Here is a 17448-nt window from a genome sequence, read left to right as displayed (position 1 = left end):
TAATGGAGAACACAACACACGCAACTCAGAATTTTAATTTACATCCAGTCGTTCAAAGACTCTTTCACAAAAGAGGAATGGGCGTTGAAGAAATCCAAGAGTTTCTTTCTTGGGATCTAAAAGCATTGCCAAATTTTGGTGAGCTCATCGATATTGATATTGCCGCAGATGAAATCATCAAGGCCATCGATAATAATGAAAAGATCGCTATCTATGGAGACTACGATGTAGATGGAACGACGTCTTGTGCTCTCTTCTACCAATTCTTTCAAAAGCTAAACTTAGAAGTTGATCTTATTCAACCTTCTCGCTTTGTCGAAGGATATGGCCTTCACAATTGTTCAATTGATCGTGCTATTGAAGAAGGCATTGATCTAATGATTACAGTTGACTGTGGTATTTCAAATGTTGAAGCTGCAGCTTATGCAAAAGAGAAAGGCCTAAAGCTTATTATCACAGACCATCATAAGGATGGACGTGAGACGATGCCAGAAGCGGTTGCCGTAGTTAACCCTTCTCGTCGCGATGAGCCTGTTGACTCTGCAATGAAACCTCTTGCAGGTGTTGGAGTTGCCTTTGCTATTTGTGTGGAAATTAGAAAGAAGTTATTAGCGCGTGGACAAGAGATTCCATCTGTTTACGATCTCCTTCAATATGTGGCCATTGGTACAATTTGTGACCTTGCACCACTTAGTCCAATGAACTTAAAACTCGTTCGTCATGGAATGAGACTGATTAAGAATACCCAATACGAAGGGATTAAGGCCTTCTTTGACCCTACAGATCGTGGAAAAGATATTATTCCAAGTGAGAAATTATCTTTTAATGTTGGGCCACTAATTAACTCAAAAGGTCGACTTGACCACCCTGAGGTGGCACTAAAACTTCTCATCTCTAAAGATTATAACGAAGCTCGTGAATACTACCACCAGCTTGTTAACTGTAATACTGAACGCAAGGCCATTCAAAGAGAAGTTTTTGAAGAGGCCAAAGAACAAGTCATTGATGAACTTAAAAGAGATGGTGAGTTAGATATTGCAATTGTCTATGCTCCACACTTTCATGAGGGTGTAATTGGTATTGTCGCTTCAAAGCTTGTTGAAACTTTTAAAGTTCCGGCCATCGTATTTAGTGACGCTGAAGACGAAGGTGTAATTAAGGCATCTGCTAGATCTGCAGGCGAGCTTGATATTTATAAACTCCTAGATGAGCACCGTGAACTTTTCTTAAAGTTTGGTGGCCACAAGGCTGCGGCCGGTCTTTCAATGCCAGTTGAAAACCTTGAGACATTCAAGGCCTCAATGAATGAAAAGCTTCAGGCCATTCCATTAATTGAAAGAACTGTGCAAGATTTCTATGATCTTGAGATCACACCAGATGAAATTGATCCAAATCTTCTTAGAGGACTTGATGCTCTTGAGCCTTTTGGAATGGGTAATGCGAAACCTATCTTCAAATTAAAAGGTGCAAAACTTAAGAGCTTTGATCTTTTAAAAGATGTTCACGTAAGATGGAATTTTACTTCGATGACAAATCAGAAAATTAATCTTAAAGGGATAAGTTTTAACTATATGTCTAAGTGGGGAGCGCTTACGCCAAATGAAATCTTTGAGCGCCAAAATGATCCAAGTGTTGAAATGGATGTTTTCTTCACGCTTGCTCTAAACTACTTCAATGGAAATAAGTATATTCAACTTATGGTTGAAAGAGTGGACCTTAACTAAGGTCCACTTAAGATTATTTCTTATCTTTCGAATTATCTTTCAATCGTCACTTTTTCCATAACGATATCGTGCATTGGACGATCGTGCATACCAGTGCGAACTTCACCGATTTTTTCAACAACATCCATACCTTCAATAACTTTACCAAAAACAGTGTGGCGTCCATCTAAGTGTGGTGTTGCACCAAGAGTGATAAAGAATTGAGATCCATTTGTTCCTGGCCCAGCATTTGCCATTGAAAGAATCCCTGCACCATCGTGACGAAGGTCTGGACGACACTCATCTTCAAATTTATAACCTGGTCCACCCATTCCTGTTCCATCAGGGCATCCACCTTGAATAACAAAACCAGCAATAACTCTGTGAAAAATTAAACCATCGTAGTATGGCCCTTCTTTCGCTGGAGTCTTTTGTCTACCTTCAATAAGGTTGGCAAAATTCCATACTGTTTCTGGACATTCTTTTGCATAAAGTTCTACTTTGAAATTTCCCATATTTGTTTCAAAGTTTGCGTATAGGCGATCTAGATCCTCTTTGTGGGCATCTTTCTTAGTTCCAAAACCGAACATAATTACTCCTTAATAATTGATATATTTAAAGCGTCCCTTTATAAAATCTGGGCGTTTTTTATGAGAATAGACACGACGTCTTTTTACACCTGAGCTTAGATATTGATCTAAGTAGAAATTCTCTTCTGAAGACAACTCTCCTTTAGGTGTGTAATAAGTTAAATAGCGATAGTCGACAAAGTAAGCACCTTCAAAATTAACACTCGCCTCTTTAAGCGCAGCTTTTACTTCATTGTCTTTAAGGCATAGAGAAACAAATACAGGCCTTCCTTCTAGCATTGATTGTGAAGACATGAGTTTTTTCAGTTGGGCCATATTATCGCGGTAGCTATCAAACCAAATGATATTAACTTGCGAAAACTTTGGTTGTTTTAGATAACCACCAGTGGCGGTAACAAAGTCGTTAGCACTAAAGAAGATTTGCTCAACTTCTTTTAGAGTTGGACTTCTCTCCATATTTTGAGCACGCTCTAAGTACAAGCGATTAAAAGCAAATTGAATTTGAGAAGCACTTTGGTGATCAATTGAGAAGCTATCCATAAGGTTTAAAATATTCAAATACCTCATGTCACTTGTGCGTTTACACTGCCCTTCACCTGAGAAATTTCTCCACTCAGGAAGAATTGGAAGCATATAAACAGCGGCACCAGAATCGCGGTAGTACTCATCTGTTTGCACTCTTTTGTACTCGCGATCAACGGCCGTCGTACAAGAAAGAAGTGCTAATATGAATACGATATAAAGTAGTCTCAATATAAAACCTAGTTTTCAATTATTGCTTAGAAAAATATTTTAACATATTTTCTTTAATTTCTTCTAACGCCATCTCATGAAGAGAATAGAATCCCTCTTCATCACTCGTTAGACCTTTTACCTTACTAGACTCAACACTCACGCCTTGATCGACGCAAATACGGTCGCAGGCAAGAGTTTTAAGCTGTTCAGCACCACCCAGTAGATCACTTCCCTCGATCGTTACAAATAAACCTTTACGATCTAAGAGCTTATCGACAGATGAAACAACAGCGCTGTTATAAATCATAAGCCTTGGCTTCGGCTCAGCAGGCGTCGGAGTCTTTGCCTTAATATGTGGCTCAAGAGCTCTCCACTGCATAATCTTTTCTTCGAATTCTCTTTTCTCATCGTCAAATTGCTGGCGATCCTTCGCTAAAAGGTCACTAAATTGAGAAATTTCATCTTTATATTCTTTAACTTGTGCTGAAGTTAGGTTTCCAAATGGAACTTCTTCAGAAGTGATAATCTGTAGGGTCTTAGTTAGATCTTCAAGATAGTCTTCTTTTATTAAACTTAGAAGCTTAAGGTTTTCAACTCCTGTTCCTACTAAGCACAGGTTTCTCGCGGCCTTAATAGCAGAAAGAGATGCTTCGTGCTCACTGTGATAAGTGATTCTTTCATCATCAGCAAGAGCAAGTTCATTTAAAGCATGAACTTGAGCGGCACCCATTGGGTTTGCCATCGTTAATTCGTTTGAATAGCAAATGAAGTCAAAGTCCTCAAAAGACTCAATTGAATTCTTAAGGGAATCAAGAACATCCTTACCAAGCTTTTCAAAGATCTCAGGGTTCTCTAGTTTTTGGCGCTCAATTTCAGGTGTTGCATCTACCTTAAACACAACACGAAAAGTATCGGCCACGCGAGAGCGATTTTCTAAAACAGAAGATGGTGCAAGGAAGCGTTTATGAACGCGAATCACCTCCACATTACGATGGGCAATTTCTCGAAAACCCTCAAGGGATTCACTTGGAATTTGACCAATAATCTTAACGTGGACACCTAAGTCTTCAAAAAAACGATAAGCGGCAAGGGCCTGCTTATCACTACCTAAAATCGCGATTTTCATGGCCCGATCTTATAAGCTTAAAGGCTTAATGACAATTAGATACCATTAAATAAAAAGAGATTTCATCTCTCCATTATCCACTACTGAGTACTCAGAGAATGTATAAATGAAGTTGATAAATTGCTCCATGGCCTTGAATGAGTGCATCGACTTATCGAACTCACAACCATATTGCATATAAGTGACACCGTCGGCACCTTCAACTAGTGCACTGTGACGAATATTAACGATAACAGGGATATATGATCCTTTTGTGAAGTAGAATTTAAGCTTTAGCTCATCCCCTTCCTTAAGCTTTGCATCTGTCTTATCTGTCCACGGAACATTAAATGATAGTCCATCGTGAGAGATATCAACCATATTGATTGCATAAGAATATCCATCTGACTCAATTACCGAGTAAGCTCCCATAAAGTTATTAAAGCAAATACGCTCAAAGCTTCTACGCTTCTTCTCGATATTCTCTTCTCTCTTTGCTTGGAAGTTAATTACTTTGTTATCAGACATTATTACCCCTTATTACAGATATTTTAGCTGTCTGACTTATCGTCAAAAGAGCAGAAATCATGAGGTAAATAAGAGATAAATCTCGCGCTAGGCAAGAAGGTCCAAATGTTAAAAACTAAATAAAATTGAACACTTAGCGGTATTTCTTCTTTTTCTGCCAAAATGGCGTCGAAGAAATTTCAGAGTGAATAAGCTGATAGCTTTCAAGCCTTGAGTGAACCATGAGCCCCTCTTCAGTCTCTGGATCGTATTCCTCAGAATAGAAGGCACAACCTCGGTTCTCTGGCTCGTGGTTACAATTTGAAAATTGGCAGTGGCGAGCAATCTCTTCAAGATCAGGAAAAAGCTCTAACAAATCGTCTGGATCAATATCATCAAGAGAGAACGAACGAATTCCTGGAGAATCAATAAGATAGAAGTCACCAAGATCGACAATTTCTGACCAAGTTGTCGTATGTGAACCTTTACCTACTTTTCCAACCTGCTTCGTCTTAAGCTCGACTTCTCCCTCTGAGAGACATGAAATCGTTTGTGACTTTCCTACCCCAGACTGGCCAACGAAAAGAGCAGTCTTCCCCTTAAGGGCCTCTCTGAACTCACTCATTCCACCCTTTAGGTATTGAGTCTCGTAATCTTTATCCAGAGCGCAGATCTCAAAATACTTAACCCCTAGCTCTTTAAGGCGTAGAACTTCGTATTGAATATCAAATTCATCAGGATCGTATTGATCCATTTTATTGAAAACAACAATGGGCTCCACTCCCCACTGGAAGGCACGCACAAGAAAGCGATCAATAATCCCACGCTTAAACCTAGGCCTTGCAGCTGATGAGAGGATCACAAGGTAGTCACAATTAGCGGCAGTTACCTTGCGTTTTGAAGTTCTCACTAGAATTCGAAAGATTTCATTGTGACGAGGCATGGCCTCCTTGATGATAAATTCCCCTGTTTCAGCTATCGTATCTAAATAAACATTATCGCCAACGACCAGAGTTTCCCCCTTCTTAAGAAGATTCCCAAGCGCCGTGGCCTTGACTACTTCTTTAGTTTCGTCGATGAGGCAATCGAAGTCGCGTTGGTGCGAGCGAATAATTTTAGCTTTTAGTACGTTATCTGACATAGAATTCCACTGTGTAAACTTTCTATAAACTTTACCATCTCTTCAACATTTTTACATCTTATATTGACAAATGTGGCGTGTGCCATTATTTTAACTGAACACAAAGTCCAAGTACGCACTCGTAGCTCAGCTGGATAGAGCATCCGCCTTCTAAGCGGACGGTCTCAGGTTCGAATCCTGACGAGTGCGCCATTTTCTCAACGACTTTCTATGAAACAACAATCTCTTAAATTTACAATTATCGTGGGCAGCTTCTGGATGCTTATCATGGGTATTATAAACCTTGTGTTTAAGCCATATGGAATTGATTATAATTCAGGCTGGGCCCCGACATCTGCTTTCTTCATTGCCAGTGCTCTGATCTTTAATTACATCACAAGTTCAATAAAAATATCTAAAGAGCATATAAGGTCTTACTTGGCTGTGTGTATCACCTTTTTAGCAATGGCCGTTTCAATTAATTACTTATTTCCTATTTCATTGATTAAGAGATTTGAAATTATTAATTCAGAAATTCTCTTTCCACTTTTTAATTGGAATGTATTTATTTCGAAGTCTGCGGATATTATCTTTCAACAGCTACTAATTAATATTCTAATTGAACACTATCTGAAAATTTATAACCGAAGAGATAGCGTGAAATACTTTGGGATTTTTTTCGCTATCATTCACCTTCCTCTATTTTATATATTTGGAATGAATGCACTTTACTTCATCCTGCCATCAATTGCAGGAGGACTGCTCTTTGCTTATCTCATTTCTTATTTCTATCGTGGCTACCTTCTATCTCTTGGTTTTCACTTCGCATTTTATTTAGCTTTAGGTCTATTTTTAAGATATTTAAATTAATTTAATCGTCTAAACTATTTAATTTACTTAAATAAAACTTTGACAGTTAAAGGAATTTTCATGAGCTGACGATAAGTAGGACATGAAACGAATCACTCTAGCGCTACTTTCAATTTCCTTCCTGGCCTCGTGCTCACCTAGCTATCACGTAGCATATGATGTGGATACATGTGTGAAGGAAGTGGATAATCGCTATGCAGGAACAAACCGTTCCCCTAGTTCGATCTACAGAGTTGATGACGTGACAATAAATCAAAAGAGTAAAGAGCCAGAGATCAAGGTAAGCTCGTGGTCTCACTCCCAATGGTTTTACCAAGGTAAGAAACCACACTACTTTTTCAAAGATACAAAATTATTTTCTTATCAGGAAGTTGATTGTCCAAAGAGATTCGGTGAAGAATATCGTAAGAAGAATCTTGGTATAGATAAGCGAATCAAAAAGATCGACCTGTAGTCGACCTTTTTAAAATCCTTATTCAATTCGTTTTAATAATCTATCGTATGCTGTTTTCTTATAACGAACAGAGATTGCTTTCCAAATATCAACATTTGAATCTTCAATAATCTCACCTTCGCCTTCTTCATCCATTGCTGCAACAGCATCTGCATTTGCTGCAAATTCTGAATTCTTTTGAAGCGCGTATTGATCAGCACCACTCTCACCAAAGTCAAACTTAAATCCACTATTCTTAGCACCAGATGCATCAAGACCTTCTCCACCTTTAGCATCAACAGCTAGGCCATCTTGTAATTCCTCTTCATCTTCATTCTCATCAAAGCTTGAACCTTGATTTGGTTGAGAAAGATATGGCAGAGCTGACATAAGTCCACTTGAACCACCAGCTCTCTTGTTTAAGTTTCCAAACTTCCTACCAAATGAAGCAAGTAAACTCTTAGCTACAGGTTTCTTCTTATTTGCCTTTTGTGCGCGCTCAAGTGTTTTCTTCATAACAGCATTTGCTTTCTTATTAAGAGCATTAGCAGATGAACCAAGAGCATCGAATGCCTCTTGCGTTGTTGGTGAAACAGAAGTTGTATCTTGAATACCATTAGCTGCATTAACAAGTGATCCCACTAAACTATCTGGCATCTTAAATCCAGCAGCATTTAATTTATCAGTTCCACTTACAATATACTTCTTCGCATTTGGACACGCTTTAGAACCATTATTTGTCGCAATCTTAGGAAGGCCACCAATACACTCAAACTTCTCACCAATTTGTTGAGGCGTATAAGCACTTAACATTGTCGTCTTCTTCTGCATTGTTTTTGCTTGGGCACTTGTTACTGAATCAGCAGATCTAAACTTCGCTAAAATTGCATCAATCTTATCGATATTTTTTTGAATCGCATCTGCTTCCTTATCCATTGCTTTCGATGAAGCTAAAGAAGTCCCACTCATGGCAAGCCATAGAGTTCCTCTTTTCATACTTGAAAGCATAAACGTATCCATTGCTGTTCCAACAGGTAGTTTATAAGCAGCAATCAATCCACCTAGGGCCCCTATAAGGCTTCCATAACCAGCGTGAGCTTTATTAATAAGTAGTGTAAGAATCGATGCATAGAAACCAGCTTTAGTACTTGGTTTTGCATCTGCTCCTGTTCCTGTCTTAAGCCCGTCAGACTCTCCTGAGTTCTTCACTGTTTCTTCAGTATGAACTAGACAAGCTGTCTCTACTACTGCCTTCGTACCGGCAAGAGCGCCAGTCGCTGCTTCAATCTTGCCTAAAGCAATAGAGAGTTTAGCTACAAGTGGTGCAGAGTATGGTGATGCAGCTTTAGCTTTAGAAAGATTAGTTTTACAGACAGTCGTTGCCTGAGTCGCTTTTGCGTCCGCTCCTAGCTCACAAGCTTGCTTATTTGATTCCTTAGTTTTAATTAGGCTCACTAGCTGTTTATACTGGATCTTTGATTCACCTGGTACTAACTTAAGAGACTCAATTGCCTCTGTTGTTACGGCCGTTGCCTCACAAGCAGTCGTATAAACTTGAGTATCTGTGGCAGATGGATCCATACAGGCGACAGAACCCGCTTGTAAACCCATTAGAGCTTTCGCTCTAGCGTTTACGGCCGTAGCACATGCTTGTGCCTGAACTTGCTCGCCATTGCCTTGAACAAATGCAATTCCAGAAGCTACAGCAAATGCCGCAGCAGCTGCCTTTTGATATTTTGACTTATCTTCTGCCGTACCTTTGATTTCCTCTAGAGCAGCTTTTTCTTCTTCAAGCATCTGCTTTTGAGAAACATCAATCTGCCCGTCTTCATCAAGACCTTCATATTCAATTCGATCCTTACGATCTTTAAGTGACTCGTTTTGCTTAAAGGCACTCATGACTTCATTTAGTAATAAGATACCTGCACCTAGAGCTGCAGCATATACGTCATAAGGCTTACTTGGTTTAAAGAAAAGCCAGATCTTTGCAACTAAGAAAGCAATTGTAAGCATAATAAGAGGTGCAAAGAGTTGATTACTGAAGATTCCAAGTAGTCCCCCTCCACCTTCTTCCTTAGTGTAGGTCCCACTATTTTGCTGACGCTTACGGGCCATACTATCGCTATCAGATTCTTGAGCATTCTTTAACTTGAATGACCCATCCCCTGACATCGAACGATCTTCTTTAGGAAGTGTACTTTGTGCCATGGCCTGCTGGCCTGTGATATTAAAACGCGCCTGCTCGATATTGATGGCAATATTGAGGTTGATCATCGTGAAGATGATGGTCGCCGTTAATAATTTATTGAGTACGTTTAAGCTTCTCATAAGAATCCCTCTTTAATAATTTATATTTTATTATAGGGCCTTAAGAGTTCCTAAAAAAGCCGGAACTTAAGTGCATTCTCTTTAATATTAAACACTTAGCAATATCTATTGATGCCAAAAAAATGGGTTATTTGAGAATAAAAGAGCGGTTTTTCTTCTCTCTTACCAGAGCGACTCTCTGCTTATCCATTTTTCGTCCACGATATGTCGGAACATTGGGATCTGAGGCGATATCGATTTGTTTTTGAACCATGGCCTTGAACGCATCAATCATCGAATCTTCATTACCATCGAGTTCTTCAACTCCATATTTCCCGAGTTCTTTGATTAACACATGAACAGACTCAACAGTTGAAAGGGCCTGCTTATGGGGTTGGTGCTTAATGAGAAACGCTGATTCCTTGTCAGATGAAAATGAAATTCGAGGAAGTTCGTTAATATTTGTCGATAACTTCATCATCTTCTTAGCACACGGCCAAGTTCCATCAATGACAAAAATCAAAGGGACTTTATTCTTTAGTAATTCCACTTCGTCGCTTGAAGGAGCAGAAATATTAAGTGCGTCTTCACCTGGGTAAAGAACCATTGGATAGTATCTTTCATTATTTAAAAGTTCATTTACCTTCTTATCATTAGTAAAATCAATTCCCATGATTAATTCACTATTTGCTAATCCAGTATGAGTAATTCGACCTGTTCCGAGTTTCTCTTTCTTCGCTTCCATTGGATGAATCAGAATCACAATCTTTGAGCGAATTTGAGAAGTCTTAATTAGGCTGCATACACAAAGTGTTTTGGGCCTAGAGCAGCCCATACACTTTATGCGATATGAATTTGTATCTTTTAAATCTTTAAGCATAAATTAGAATAACTGATCCCACTCTTCTTGTGTGAATCCTCTAAGAGTTTTCTTACCTTTTTCAAGAATAGGTCTTTTGATTGCAGATGAGTTTTCAATTAAAAGAGAAATTTGTTTTGCTTTTGTAGCACCTTCAAATTCTTCTTTAATCTTTCTAAAAGTTGGACCGCGCTTATTTGCAGGAAGCTCACCAAACGCCTCATCCCATCTCTTTAGATCATCTTTTGTTGGAGGTGTTTTCTTATAATCAATGAACTCATAAGTTGCACCTTTTGTTTCAAGGTACTTAAGAGCTTTTTTTACAGTATCACAATTTTTAATTCCGTAAATTTTCATGATAAATCCTTTTTTAAAATAACAACTTGGCGACTCAAGATCTCTAAGCTCGCCCCTAATTCCTTAGCAATATAGCTAAAGACTGCTTCGTTGTAAAAACCTACATGAGTCTCATCACGCAGATACCACCAGTTTGAAAACTTCTCTTTATCTTCAGGGATAAAGTAAGTCATCACTCCGAGGTGTCCACCAGGTTTCACGAGATCCCAGCACTTCTTAATATCTTTTGCTGGTTCGTAGAAATGTTCCCAAACTTCTGTTGAAGTAACAAAGTCGTACTGCTTTTCTAATAACTCAGGTTTGTTGGCGTAATAAATATCGTAGTCTTCAACATGATGACCACGCTTCTTCATTTCTTTAGAAATTGTAGGCCCTGGGCCACAACCAAAATCTAGGCCATAACTATTTTCAGATAGTCTTTCACTCAACGGTAAAATAAGTCGATTTAAGAAATCAACGTAACCCTGATCTTCACTATTATTCTCATGAGTATCATAGCGAGATTTTTCAATATCACTTGAAAGTAGTTTAGTGCGATCCTTAAAAACATAAGAGCAGTTCTTACATTCAAAGTAGTCACTACCTAATGTATTGGCATACAGATGAATTGAGTTACTATGACATAATGGACAGTGCATGAAGTATTTTTATTACATCGCACTACTAATGAAAAGCTCTTTTAGCCTTTTAAAGCTATTCTTTTTGAAGTTCTTCTTCATTGATTTAGATAATTTTTGTTCCCCTAATTTATTTAGAGACTCGACAAGCATTAAAGGTAATGCCCCACCTTTTGAGCTTAGATTAAAGGCGGCCATTGTCACAAAGTCGGCCTTACTTGTTTTTAATATTCTAATGGTCTTGTACTCACCATTTGATGTATCACAATGTCTGGCATCACTTATGACATAATTTGAACGACAAACACTTGGACGGTCAGAATAAACTCGACATGCACCCTTATCATCTAAGAAGACACAGCCTCTTTGTTCATATGGAATTGCAAACCATGCAGCAGAGTCATTACCAGCAGCAAATTGTGTTGCCAATGAATCGATATCAATCCTTATTCCATCTTCTAAAATACGAGTTGCCAAAAGCTCCGCCTCGTCTTGATTTACCGACACCTGAGTATGACAACAGGCCGAGCACCCTTTGCGACATGAAATCATGGATTCAGCAGTAGGATCTGACTTAGCTTCATTAGTAAATTGATCAACAAGTTCATGAGCTAGTTGGGCCCTTTCAACAGGATTTGCCCTTTTCTGAAGGCGGTCGTAGAGAGCAAGATAAAACTCTCTAAACTCATTTAATTGTGAGTATTTCTTAAAAGTTTCAAGTGCTCTTTGTGGATAATTCAGCTCGACCTCCGGTCACGGCTTACTCTCAAATACCATTATATCTCACTCTCGAACTTTATCTTGGCGATAGGCAACAATGTTCATTTATAAAGAGAAACCGTTCGGCCATAAAAATGTTTGGCACATAAACCAAACTGTAGTAAATTTCAAACAAGCGTTTGAATCAAACAATCGTTTGAACATATAAGGGAGTAATTTAATTATGAACAAGTACTTACGCCACGGACTTAAATTCTCTGTCCTCATGGTACTAATCACTGGCACTTCGTATAGTTGGGCCAATTCCCTTCCCGTCATGCTCAATGAAGATCAACTCATTCAGTGGGCCGAGGAAGAAAACTTTAACCAGTTAAGAATCTCTTTAGGGGAGCTTGCTAAGAAGCAAGAAAGAGCAATGTATGATGAAAACTTTGGTTTCAAATTAGATGCTCAAGCTAATTACCAAGAAACCAAAGAGAAATCTTTTGCACAATTCATTCCAGTAACCTCACCTCTAGCAGACTTCCAAATGAAATTAAGTAAGAATTCTAAATACGGACTTTCTTACGGAGTCATGGTTAATTCAAACCAGTACTCAAATAATTTCGTTAAGGATGGAACGACTTCTTCTGCAGGAGCCTTTCTAGCTCTAGATATCTACAAAGACTTCCTTGGTTCGACTTCAAGAGCACAGGATGCAAGCCTTATGGTGCAAGAAGAAATTGCTAAGAGACAAAGAACTATTTCTTCTCATGCCTTTGTTCAAGAAGTAAGAAAGCTATATTGGAAGATCGTTGCTAATAATGAATCGACTAAGATTGCCAAGGCCCTTTTAAAAACAACAAAGGAGCTACAAAAAGATACAAGAAAGCGTTACCGCAGCAATATTGCAGACAAGGGTGATCTTTCACGTATTAGCTCTCAAGTAGAGGCCAGAAATGGGCAGCTTTATCTTTTAGAATTTGAAAGAAATGAGCTTTTAAAAACACTAAAGTCTCTGTTCCCACAAAAGCTTGGTGGAAAAACTGTTCAACTAGCAGCGTATAACCTCGATCGTACAGTTGATGATGTAATGGGATGCACACAAACAATTGCACAACACTCATCATCACTACCACTTGAGTACACAGAATATGATGAAGTATTAGGACTTCTTCAAAAAGACTTAGAGCTTTCTCAAAAAGTTAATAATAACTATGATAAGTCGGATCTAAAACTAACAACTCAATTCGAAGTTGTTGGAAAAGAGTATAGCTATTCAAACAGCTTCCAAGAGCTGACTGATAATGGAGACAATCGCTTCTCAGTTGGTATTCAATGGACAATGCCGATTGGTGGAGAAAAAGATAAGACTAGAGAGATCCAAGACCAGATCATCAAACGTCAAAATCTTGCACAAGCTCAAGAAGTAAAAGGTAAACTTGATGCCTTCCATGCCCAAACACTTAGATCAGTTCTAACTCTACAAAATGTTATTAGAGCACAAAAGAGAAACGAAGTTCATTTAAGAGATACTTTAAAAGATTCAAAGAGAAAGTTTAAACAAGCACGTGTGACGTCACAAGACCTACTTATTGATGAGAACCAGCTTCTAAACTCAAATCTTGATGAAATCAGCACAAAGTATCAAGTAATAGAAACTATTATTAATTACTTCACAGTTTTTAACCAAACACCGTGTAAGTTAAATAGAAGAGCGAAACTATGAATCAATTATCGAAATTCTTTATAGAGAATCATAAGTTTACAATTGTTGTAACGTTTTTCCTTTTAATCTATGGATTAATGGGACTTAATAAAATGACGTCTGAGTCATACCCTACCGTTTCATTTGCAACAGCTGTTGTAACAACTGTATACGACGGTGCTTCGGCAAATGATATCGAGATTAAAATTACCAAGCCAATAGAAGATGAAATTAGAACTGTTTCAGGTGTGAAAGATGTTAAGTCAACTTCACAAGCAGGGCTTTCAAAAATTATCATTCGTGTCGATATGGATAATGTCGACAGTGTTGATGATGTTATGAGTGATCTTCAAAAAGCAGTTGACCGAGTATCAGATCTTCCACAAGACCTTCAAGATGCTCCACTTTTCCAAGAGATTAACTCGGATGAAATTCCAGTATATCAAATTGCACTAGTTGGCCCTAATACGATTCGTGAAAGAGATGAAGTTGCAGATATCTTAAAAGAAGATATTGAAGACATTAAGGCCGTAAAAGGTGTTACTCTTGATGGTTTTGCTAAGAGAAAATTTGAGATTATTCTCGATTTACAAAAACTTGAAAGACAGCATATTGGTATTGACGAGGTATTAAATAAGCTACGCCTAAGAAATGTAAACGTTCCTGGTGGAACTTTAAAAACTGTTGATGATCAAAAGCTTGTTCGTATTGAAGCGAAAGTTAGAGATGTTCAAGAACTTAAGAATATTCTAATCCGTTCAAACTTTTCAGGAGCTAATATCTTCCTAGAAGACGTTGCTCAAGTAATTGATGGAAAAGAAGAGAAGAAAGTCATCACATCATATAATGGTGAAGAAGCAACACTCATTACGATCTCAAAAAAATCAGGTGAAGACACTATTGCCATGGTTGAAGAGATTAAAGCTCACATGGAGAAGTTTGAAAAACGTTATCCAGAGTATAAATTCTACGTCTACAATAACGAAGAACTTAAAGTTGTTAACAAACTAGAAGTCCTAGCTTCAAACGCTGTTTCAGGACTACTTCTTGTTATTTTCTTCTTATTCATCTTCCTACCAGGACGTATTGGACTACTTGCTAGTATGTCGCTACCACTTGCAGTATTTGGAACACTTGGTTTCATGCCAGACTATGGACTTACACTGAATGCCATGACTGTTCTAGCTCTTGTAATTGCGCTAGGTATGCTTGTTGATAATAGTGTTGTTATCAGTGAGAACTTCACACGTCTAATGAATGAAGAAGGATATAGTGCAAAAGAAGCTGCCCTTTCTAGTGTTAAGTCTCTGTGGCTTCCAATTACTGGTACGGCAATGACGACAATTGCGGCCTTTATTCCGATGCTTGTAACAAAAGGAATCATGGGGCAATTCATTATGGCCATTCCTATTATTGTGACAATGTCCCTTATTCTTTCTCTAGTTGAATCATTCTTCCTATTACCAATGAGACTTGCAAAATACTCAGGTTCAGCGAAGAAAACTGGAGCAGAGAAGAAGGCCGATTGGTTTACAAAATTTCAAACGAAGTTTGAATCTCTTATGAGAGTTGCGATTAGACATCGTTATATCTCTGCATTTTTCTTCACAAGTATTATCATTGGTTCTCTTGTTTTCATGGCCGTTGGTAATAAGTTCATCCTCTTCCCAGCTGACCAAACAGAAATCTATCTTTCTCGTTTTGAAGCAAAGAGAGGAACACCAGTTGAGATGACAGAAGAGTATATGCTTGAAGTAAGTCGCAAGATCAAAGAAAAGATTGGAGACCAAGCTAAGCATATCGTAGGATTTGCCGGAAAGGCTGCCATTGGTTTCTCTGACCCTAAAGACAAAGAAGGTAATAACGTTGGCCTTCTATTCATTTACGTAAACGATTACGCTAAGTTTAATATTGCTGAAACGCAAATGCTTAAGAAGCTACGTGAGATTAAAATCCCAGAGCTTAAGTCGTTAACATTCGAATCTCAAGTTAACGGCCCGCCTGTTGGTGAAGATATTCAAGGTACTTTTAGAGCAAATAGCTTTGAGCAGCTTGATGCTATTATCGGAGAGATTTCAGGGGAACTTGGAAAGATCGATGGTATTCTCGATCTTAAGACAGACGATGTTTATGGAGACGAAGAAGTTTACGTTGATATCGACTACGTTCGTGCAGATCAATTAGGTGTTTCAGCATCACAAATTGGTACGGCCATTAGGGCAGCTATTGCAGGTAGTATTGCAAGTACAGTGACACTAGATAATAAGGACGTTGACCTAGAAGTGCGTTTTAAGAAAGCACTGAGAGGAAAACCGAATGATATCCTTAATATTCAAGTCATGGATAATCGTGGAAACCTTATTCCATTGAAGTCACTTGCTAAGATTCGTAAAGAAAATGGGACACCAAATGTAAAACGTTATGACTTCAAAAGGTCTAAAACATTAATTGGCTCTGTTGATAATATTAACGCTACATCTGCCATGGCCAACTTTAAGCTTAAGCAAATCTTTGACAAGGTATCTTCTAAGTACCCAGGTGTTTCACTTCGTTTTGGTGGGGCCGCAGAGAGTACGAAAGAGTCTCTTGAATCACTAGCACAAGCAGGGGTCCTAGCGGTTATTGCAATCTTTGCAATTCTCGTATTCCTATTTAAGAGTTTTCTACGTCCAATGATTATTATGATGACAATTCCTCTTGGATTCATCGGTTTCTCAATTGCCTTTGCAACACCGATTCTAAGTGGTTATCCAGATCGTTCACGTCCGATCAGCTTCCTTGCCCTAATTGGGATTATTGGTCTAGCTGGTATCATCGTAAACTCTGGTATTGTCCTTATCAGCTTCATTGATGAGCTTAGAGCAGAAGGGAAACTTAGTTTAAATGAGATCCTTGTAAAAGCTTCAGGACTAAGGCTAAGAGCCGTACTTGTAACATCTCTTACAACAGTATCAGGACTTCTACCTACTGCTTACGGAATTGGTGGATCAGATGCCATGCTTGTTCCAATGACAATGTCGATGGCCTGGGGCCTTACATCAGGGACAATAATGACTCTGATCTTTATTCCTTGTGCCTATGCGATTATCGAGGATTTCGTTGAGTTCACAGATAAGATTACAAATAAAATCTTTAAAAGAGATGCTGCAAATGCTTCAAATAATGAAGATGAAGCTCCTACTGAGATCGTGGAAACGAAAGAGGTAGAAGCATAATGAGCAAAACAACAAGAGATTTAATATTAGCAACTGCGAGTCGGCTATTTGCCGACCGCGGTTATGATAATACCTCAATTCGTGACATCGCCAAGGAAGCAGATGCGAATGTTTCGGCCATCAATTACCACTTTAAGTCGAAGGCCGGGCTTTATGCAGAAGTATTAAATGAAAATGTTTTACGTATGCGTGAAAAGTTAGACGAGATTAAAGGTAAGATTACTTCAACAGAGGACCTGGCCATTGAAATCTACAAGTACTTCATGGATGAAAGTAATACCTTCTTTAATTCCATGAAGCTCTTTCTTATGAATACACTACCGCTCGATGAAGCAATTATGCCTCCAACGTGTCTTGAGGAACCAATGGGCCCTCCTGGGACGCATGTTTTAATGGAGCTCATTCAGAAAGAAATTGATTACACTGGTGATGAAGAGAAGCTTATTTGGGCCGCCAGAAATATCATGCATAATATCATTATTATTTCTCTTGTTGCCCAGTCTTCTTTTATAAAACTCATGAAAGAAAAGGTCTGCAACTTCTCTGAAGAGGAAAAAATTGAGTCTATCAAAAGAAATGTTCGTTCAACTTTAAATTTTATTAGATAAAACCGATCAGACACA

The 17448-nt window shown here is 38.4% G+C and carries 16 protein-coding genes and 1 tRNA gene; 7 read left to right on the top strand and 10 right to left on the bottom strand.

Annotated features, from left to right (window positions below):
• Positions 1–2 precede the first annotated feature (2 nt).
• The gene (gene recJ / locus ABMA79_RS00655) at positions 3–1724 is read left to right on the top strand and encodes a single-stranded-DNA-specific exonuclease RecJ (RefSeq protein ID WP_393089427.1); all 1722 of its coding nucleotides are present in this window, start codon (positions 3–5) and stop codon (positions 1722–1724) included.
• 32 nt (positions 1725–1756) lie between these two features.
• Here recJ and ABMA79_RS00650 read toward each other — a convergent pair whose 3' ends face one another.
• From ABMA79_RS00650 to rsgA, 5 genes are all read right to left on the bottom strand, one after another.
• The gene (locus ABMA79_RS00650; RefSeq protein WP_392857338.1) at positions 1757–2293 is read right to left on the bottom strand and encodes a peptidylprolyl isomerase; all 537 of its coding nucleotides are present in this window, start codon (positions 2291–2293) and stop codon (positions 1757–1759) included.
• Positions 2294–2302: 9 nt separating this feature from the next.
• Positions 2303–3046, bottom strand: coding sequence for a hypothetical protein (locus ABMA79_RS00645; protein ID WP_392857340.1), 744 nt, complete (start codon positions 3044–3046; stop codon positions 2303–2305).
• A 19-nt stretch (positions 3047–3065) separates the two neighbouring features.
• Positions 3066–4154: a hypothetical protein gene (locus tag ABMA79_RS00640; RefSeq protein WP_392857342.1), complete on the bottom strand. Its 1089-nt coding sequence runs from the start codon at positions 4152–4154 to the stop codon at positions 3066–3068.
• A gap of 45 nt (positions 4155–4199) precedes the next feature.
• On the bottom strand, positions 4200–4661 hold the full coding sequence (locus ABMA79_RS00635) for a PilZ domain-containing protein (RefSeq protein WP_392857345.1): 462 nt from the start codon (positions 4659–4661) through the stop codon (positions 4200–4202).
• A 133-nt stretch (positions 4662–4794) separates the two neighbouring features.
• Positions 4795–5781 carry a ribosome small subunit-dependent GTPase A gene (gene rsgA, locus ABMA79_RS00630; protein ID WP_392857346.1) on the bottom strand — a complete coding sequence of 329 codons (987 nt, stop codon included), beginning with the start codon at positions 5779–5781 and terminating at the stop codon, positions 4795–4797.
• A gap of 115 nt (positions 5782–5896) precedes the next feature.
• On the opposite strand from rsgA, the gene ABMA79_RS00625 reads away from it, so the two are divergent.
• From ABMA79_RS00625 to ABMA79_RS00615, 3 genes are all read left to right on the top strand, one after another.
• Positions 5897–5973 (top strand) — tRNA-Arg (locus ABMA79_RS00625).
• Between the two features lie 18 nt (positions 5974–5991).
• Entirely contained in the window at positions 5992–6630 is a 639-nt protein-coding gene (locus tag ABMA79_RS00620) for a hypothetical protein (protein WP_393089424.1), read from the top strand.
• Positions 6631–6712: 82 nt separating this feature from the next.
• Positions 6713–7084 carry a hypothetical protein gene (locus ABMA79_RS00615; RefSeq protein ID WP_392857351.1) on the top strand — a complete coding sequence of 124 codons (372 nt, stop codon included), beginning with the start codon at positions 6713–6715 and terminating at the stop codon, positions 7082–7084.
• A gap of 18 nt (positions 7085–7102) precedes the next feature.
• On the opposite strand, the gene ABMA79_RS00610 is transcribed toward ABMA79_RS00615, so the two are convergent.
• The 5 genes from ABMA79_RS00610 to ABMA79_RS00590 all read right to left on the bottom strand — a co-directional run bounded on the left by ABMA79_RS00610 (position 7103) and on the right by ABMA79_RS00590 (position 11755).
• The gene (locus ABMA79_RS00610; protein WP_393089421.1) at positions 7103–9391 is read right to left on the bottom strand and encodes a hypothetical protein; all 2289 of its coding nucleotides are present in this window, start codon (positions 9389–9391) and stop codon (positions 7103–7105) included.
• Between the two features lie 127 nt (positions 9392–9518).
• A complete protein-coding gene (locus tag ABMA79_RS00605) occupies positions 9519–10250 on the bottom strand; it encodes a tRNA-uridine aminocarboxypropyltransferase (protein ID WP_393089418.1) in 732 nt (243 codons plus the stop codon).
• Between the two features lie 3 nt (positions 10251–10253).
• Positions 10254–10586: an arsenate reductase family protein gene (locus tag ABMA79_RS00600; protein WP_393089415.1), complete on the bottom strand. Its 333-nt coding sequence runs from the start codon at positions 10584–10586 to the stop codon at positions 10254–10256.
• Positions 10583–11224 (bottom strand): class I SAM-dependent methyltransferase, encoded by a 642-nt coding sequence (locus ABMA79_RS00595; protein ID WP_392857360.1) that lies wholly within the window; start codon positions 11222–11224, stop codon positions 10583–10585. Before ABMA79_RS00595 ends, ABMA79_RS00600 begins: the two co-directional genes overlap by 4 nt.
• A gap of 12 nt (positions 11225–11236) precedes the next feature.
• The gene (locus ABMA79_RS00590; RefSeq protein WP_393089412.1) at positions 11237–11755 is read right to left on the bottom strand and encodes a YkgJ family cysteine cluster protein; all 519 of its coding nucleotides are present in this window, start codon (positions 11753–11755) and stop codon (positions 11237–11239) included.
• Positions 11756–12146: 391 nt separating this feature from the next.
• Here ABMA79_RS00590 and ABMA79_RS00585 point away from each other — a divergent pair, with 391 nt between their 5' ends.
• The 3 genes from ABMA79_RS00585 to ABMA79_RS00575 are packed head-to-tail and all read left to right on the top strand — an operon-like array spanning position 12147 to position 17433.
• Entirely contained in the window at positions 12147–13631 is a 1485-nt protein-coding gene (locus ABMA79_RS00585; RefSeq protein ID WP_393089409.1) for a TolC family protein, read from the top strand.
• Positions 13628–16825 carry an efflux RND transporter permease subunit gene (locus ABMA79_RS00580; protein ID WP_393089406.1) on the top strand — a complete coding sequence of 1066 codons (3198 nt, stop codon included), beginning with the start codon at positions 13628–13630 and terminating at the stop codon, positions 16823–16825. Before ABMA79_RS00585 ends, ABMA79_RS00580 begins: the two co-directional genes overlap by 4 nt.
• Positions 16825–17433 (top strand): TetR/AcrR family transcriptional regulator, encoded by a 609-nt coding sequence (locus tag ABMA79_RS00575; RefSeq protein WP_392857369.1) that lies wholly within the window; start codon positions 16825–16827, stop codon positions 17431–17433. The genes ABMA79_RS00580 and ABMA79_RS00575 overlap by 1 nt, the downstream gene beginning before the upstream one ends.
• Positions 17434–17448 lie beyond the last annotated feature (15 nt).

The organism is Halobacteriovorax sp. HFRX-2_2, assembly GCF_043196705.1.
Taxonomy (GTDB): Bacteria; Bdellovibrionota; Bacteriovoracia; order Bacteriovoracales; family Bacteriovoracaceae; genus Halobacteriovorax_A.
This window is presented reverse-complemented; position numbering and strand designations above follow the sequence as displayed.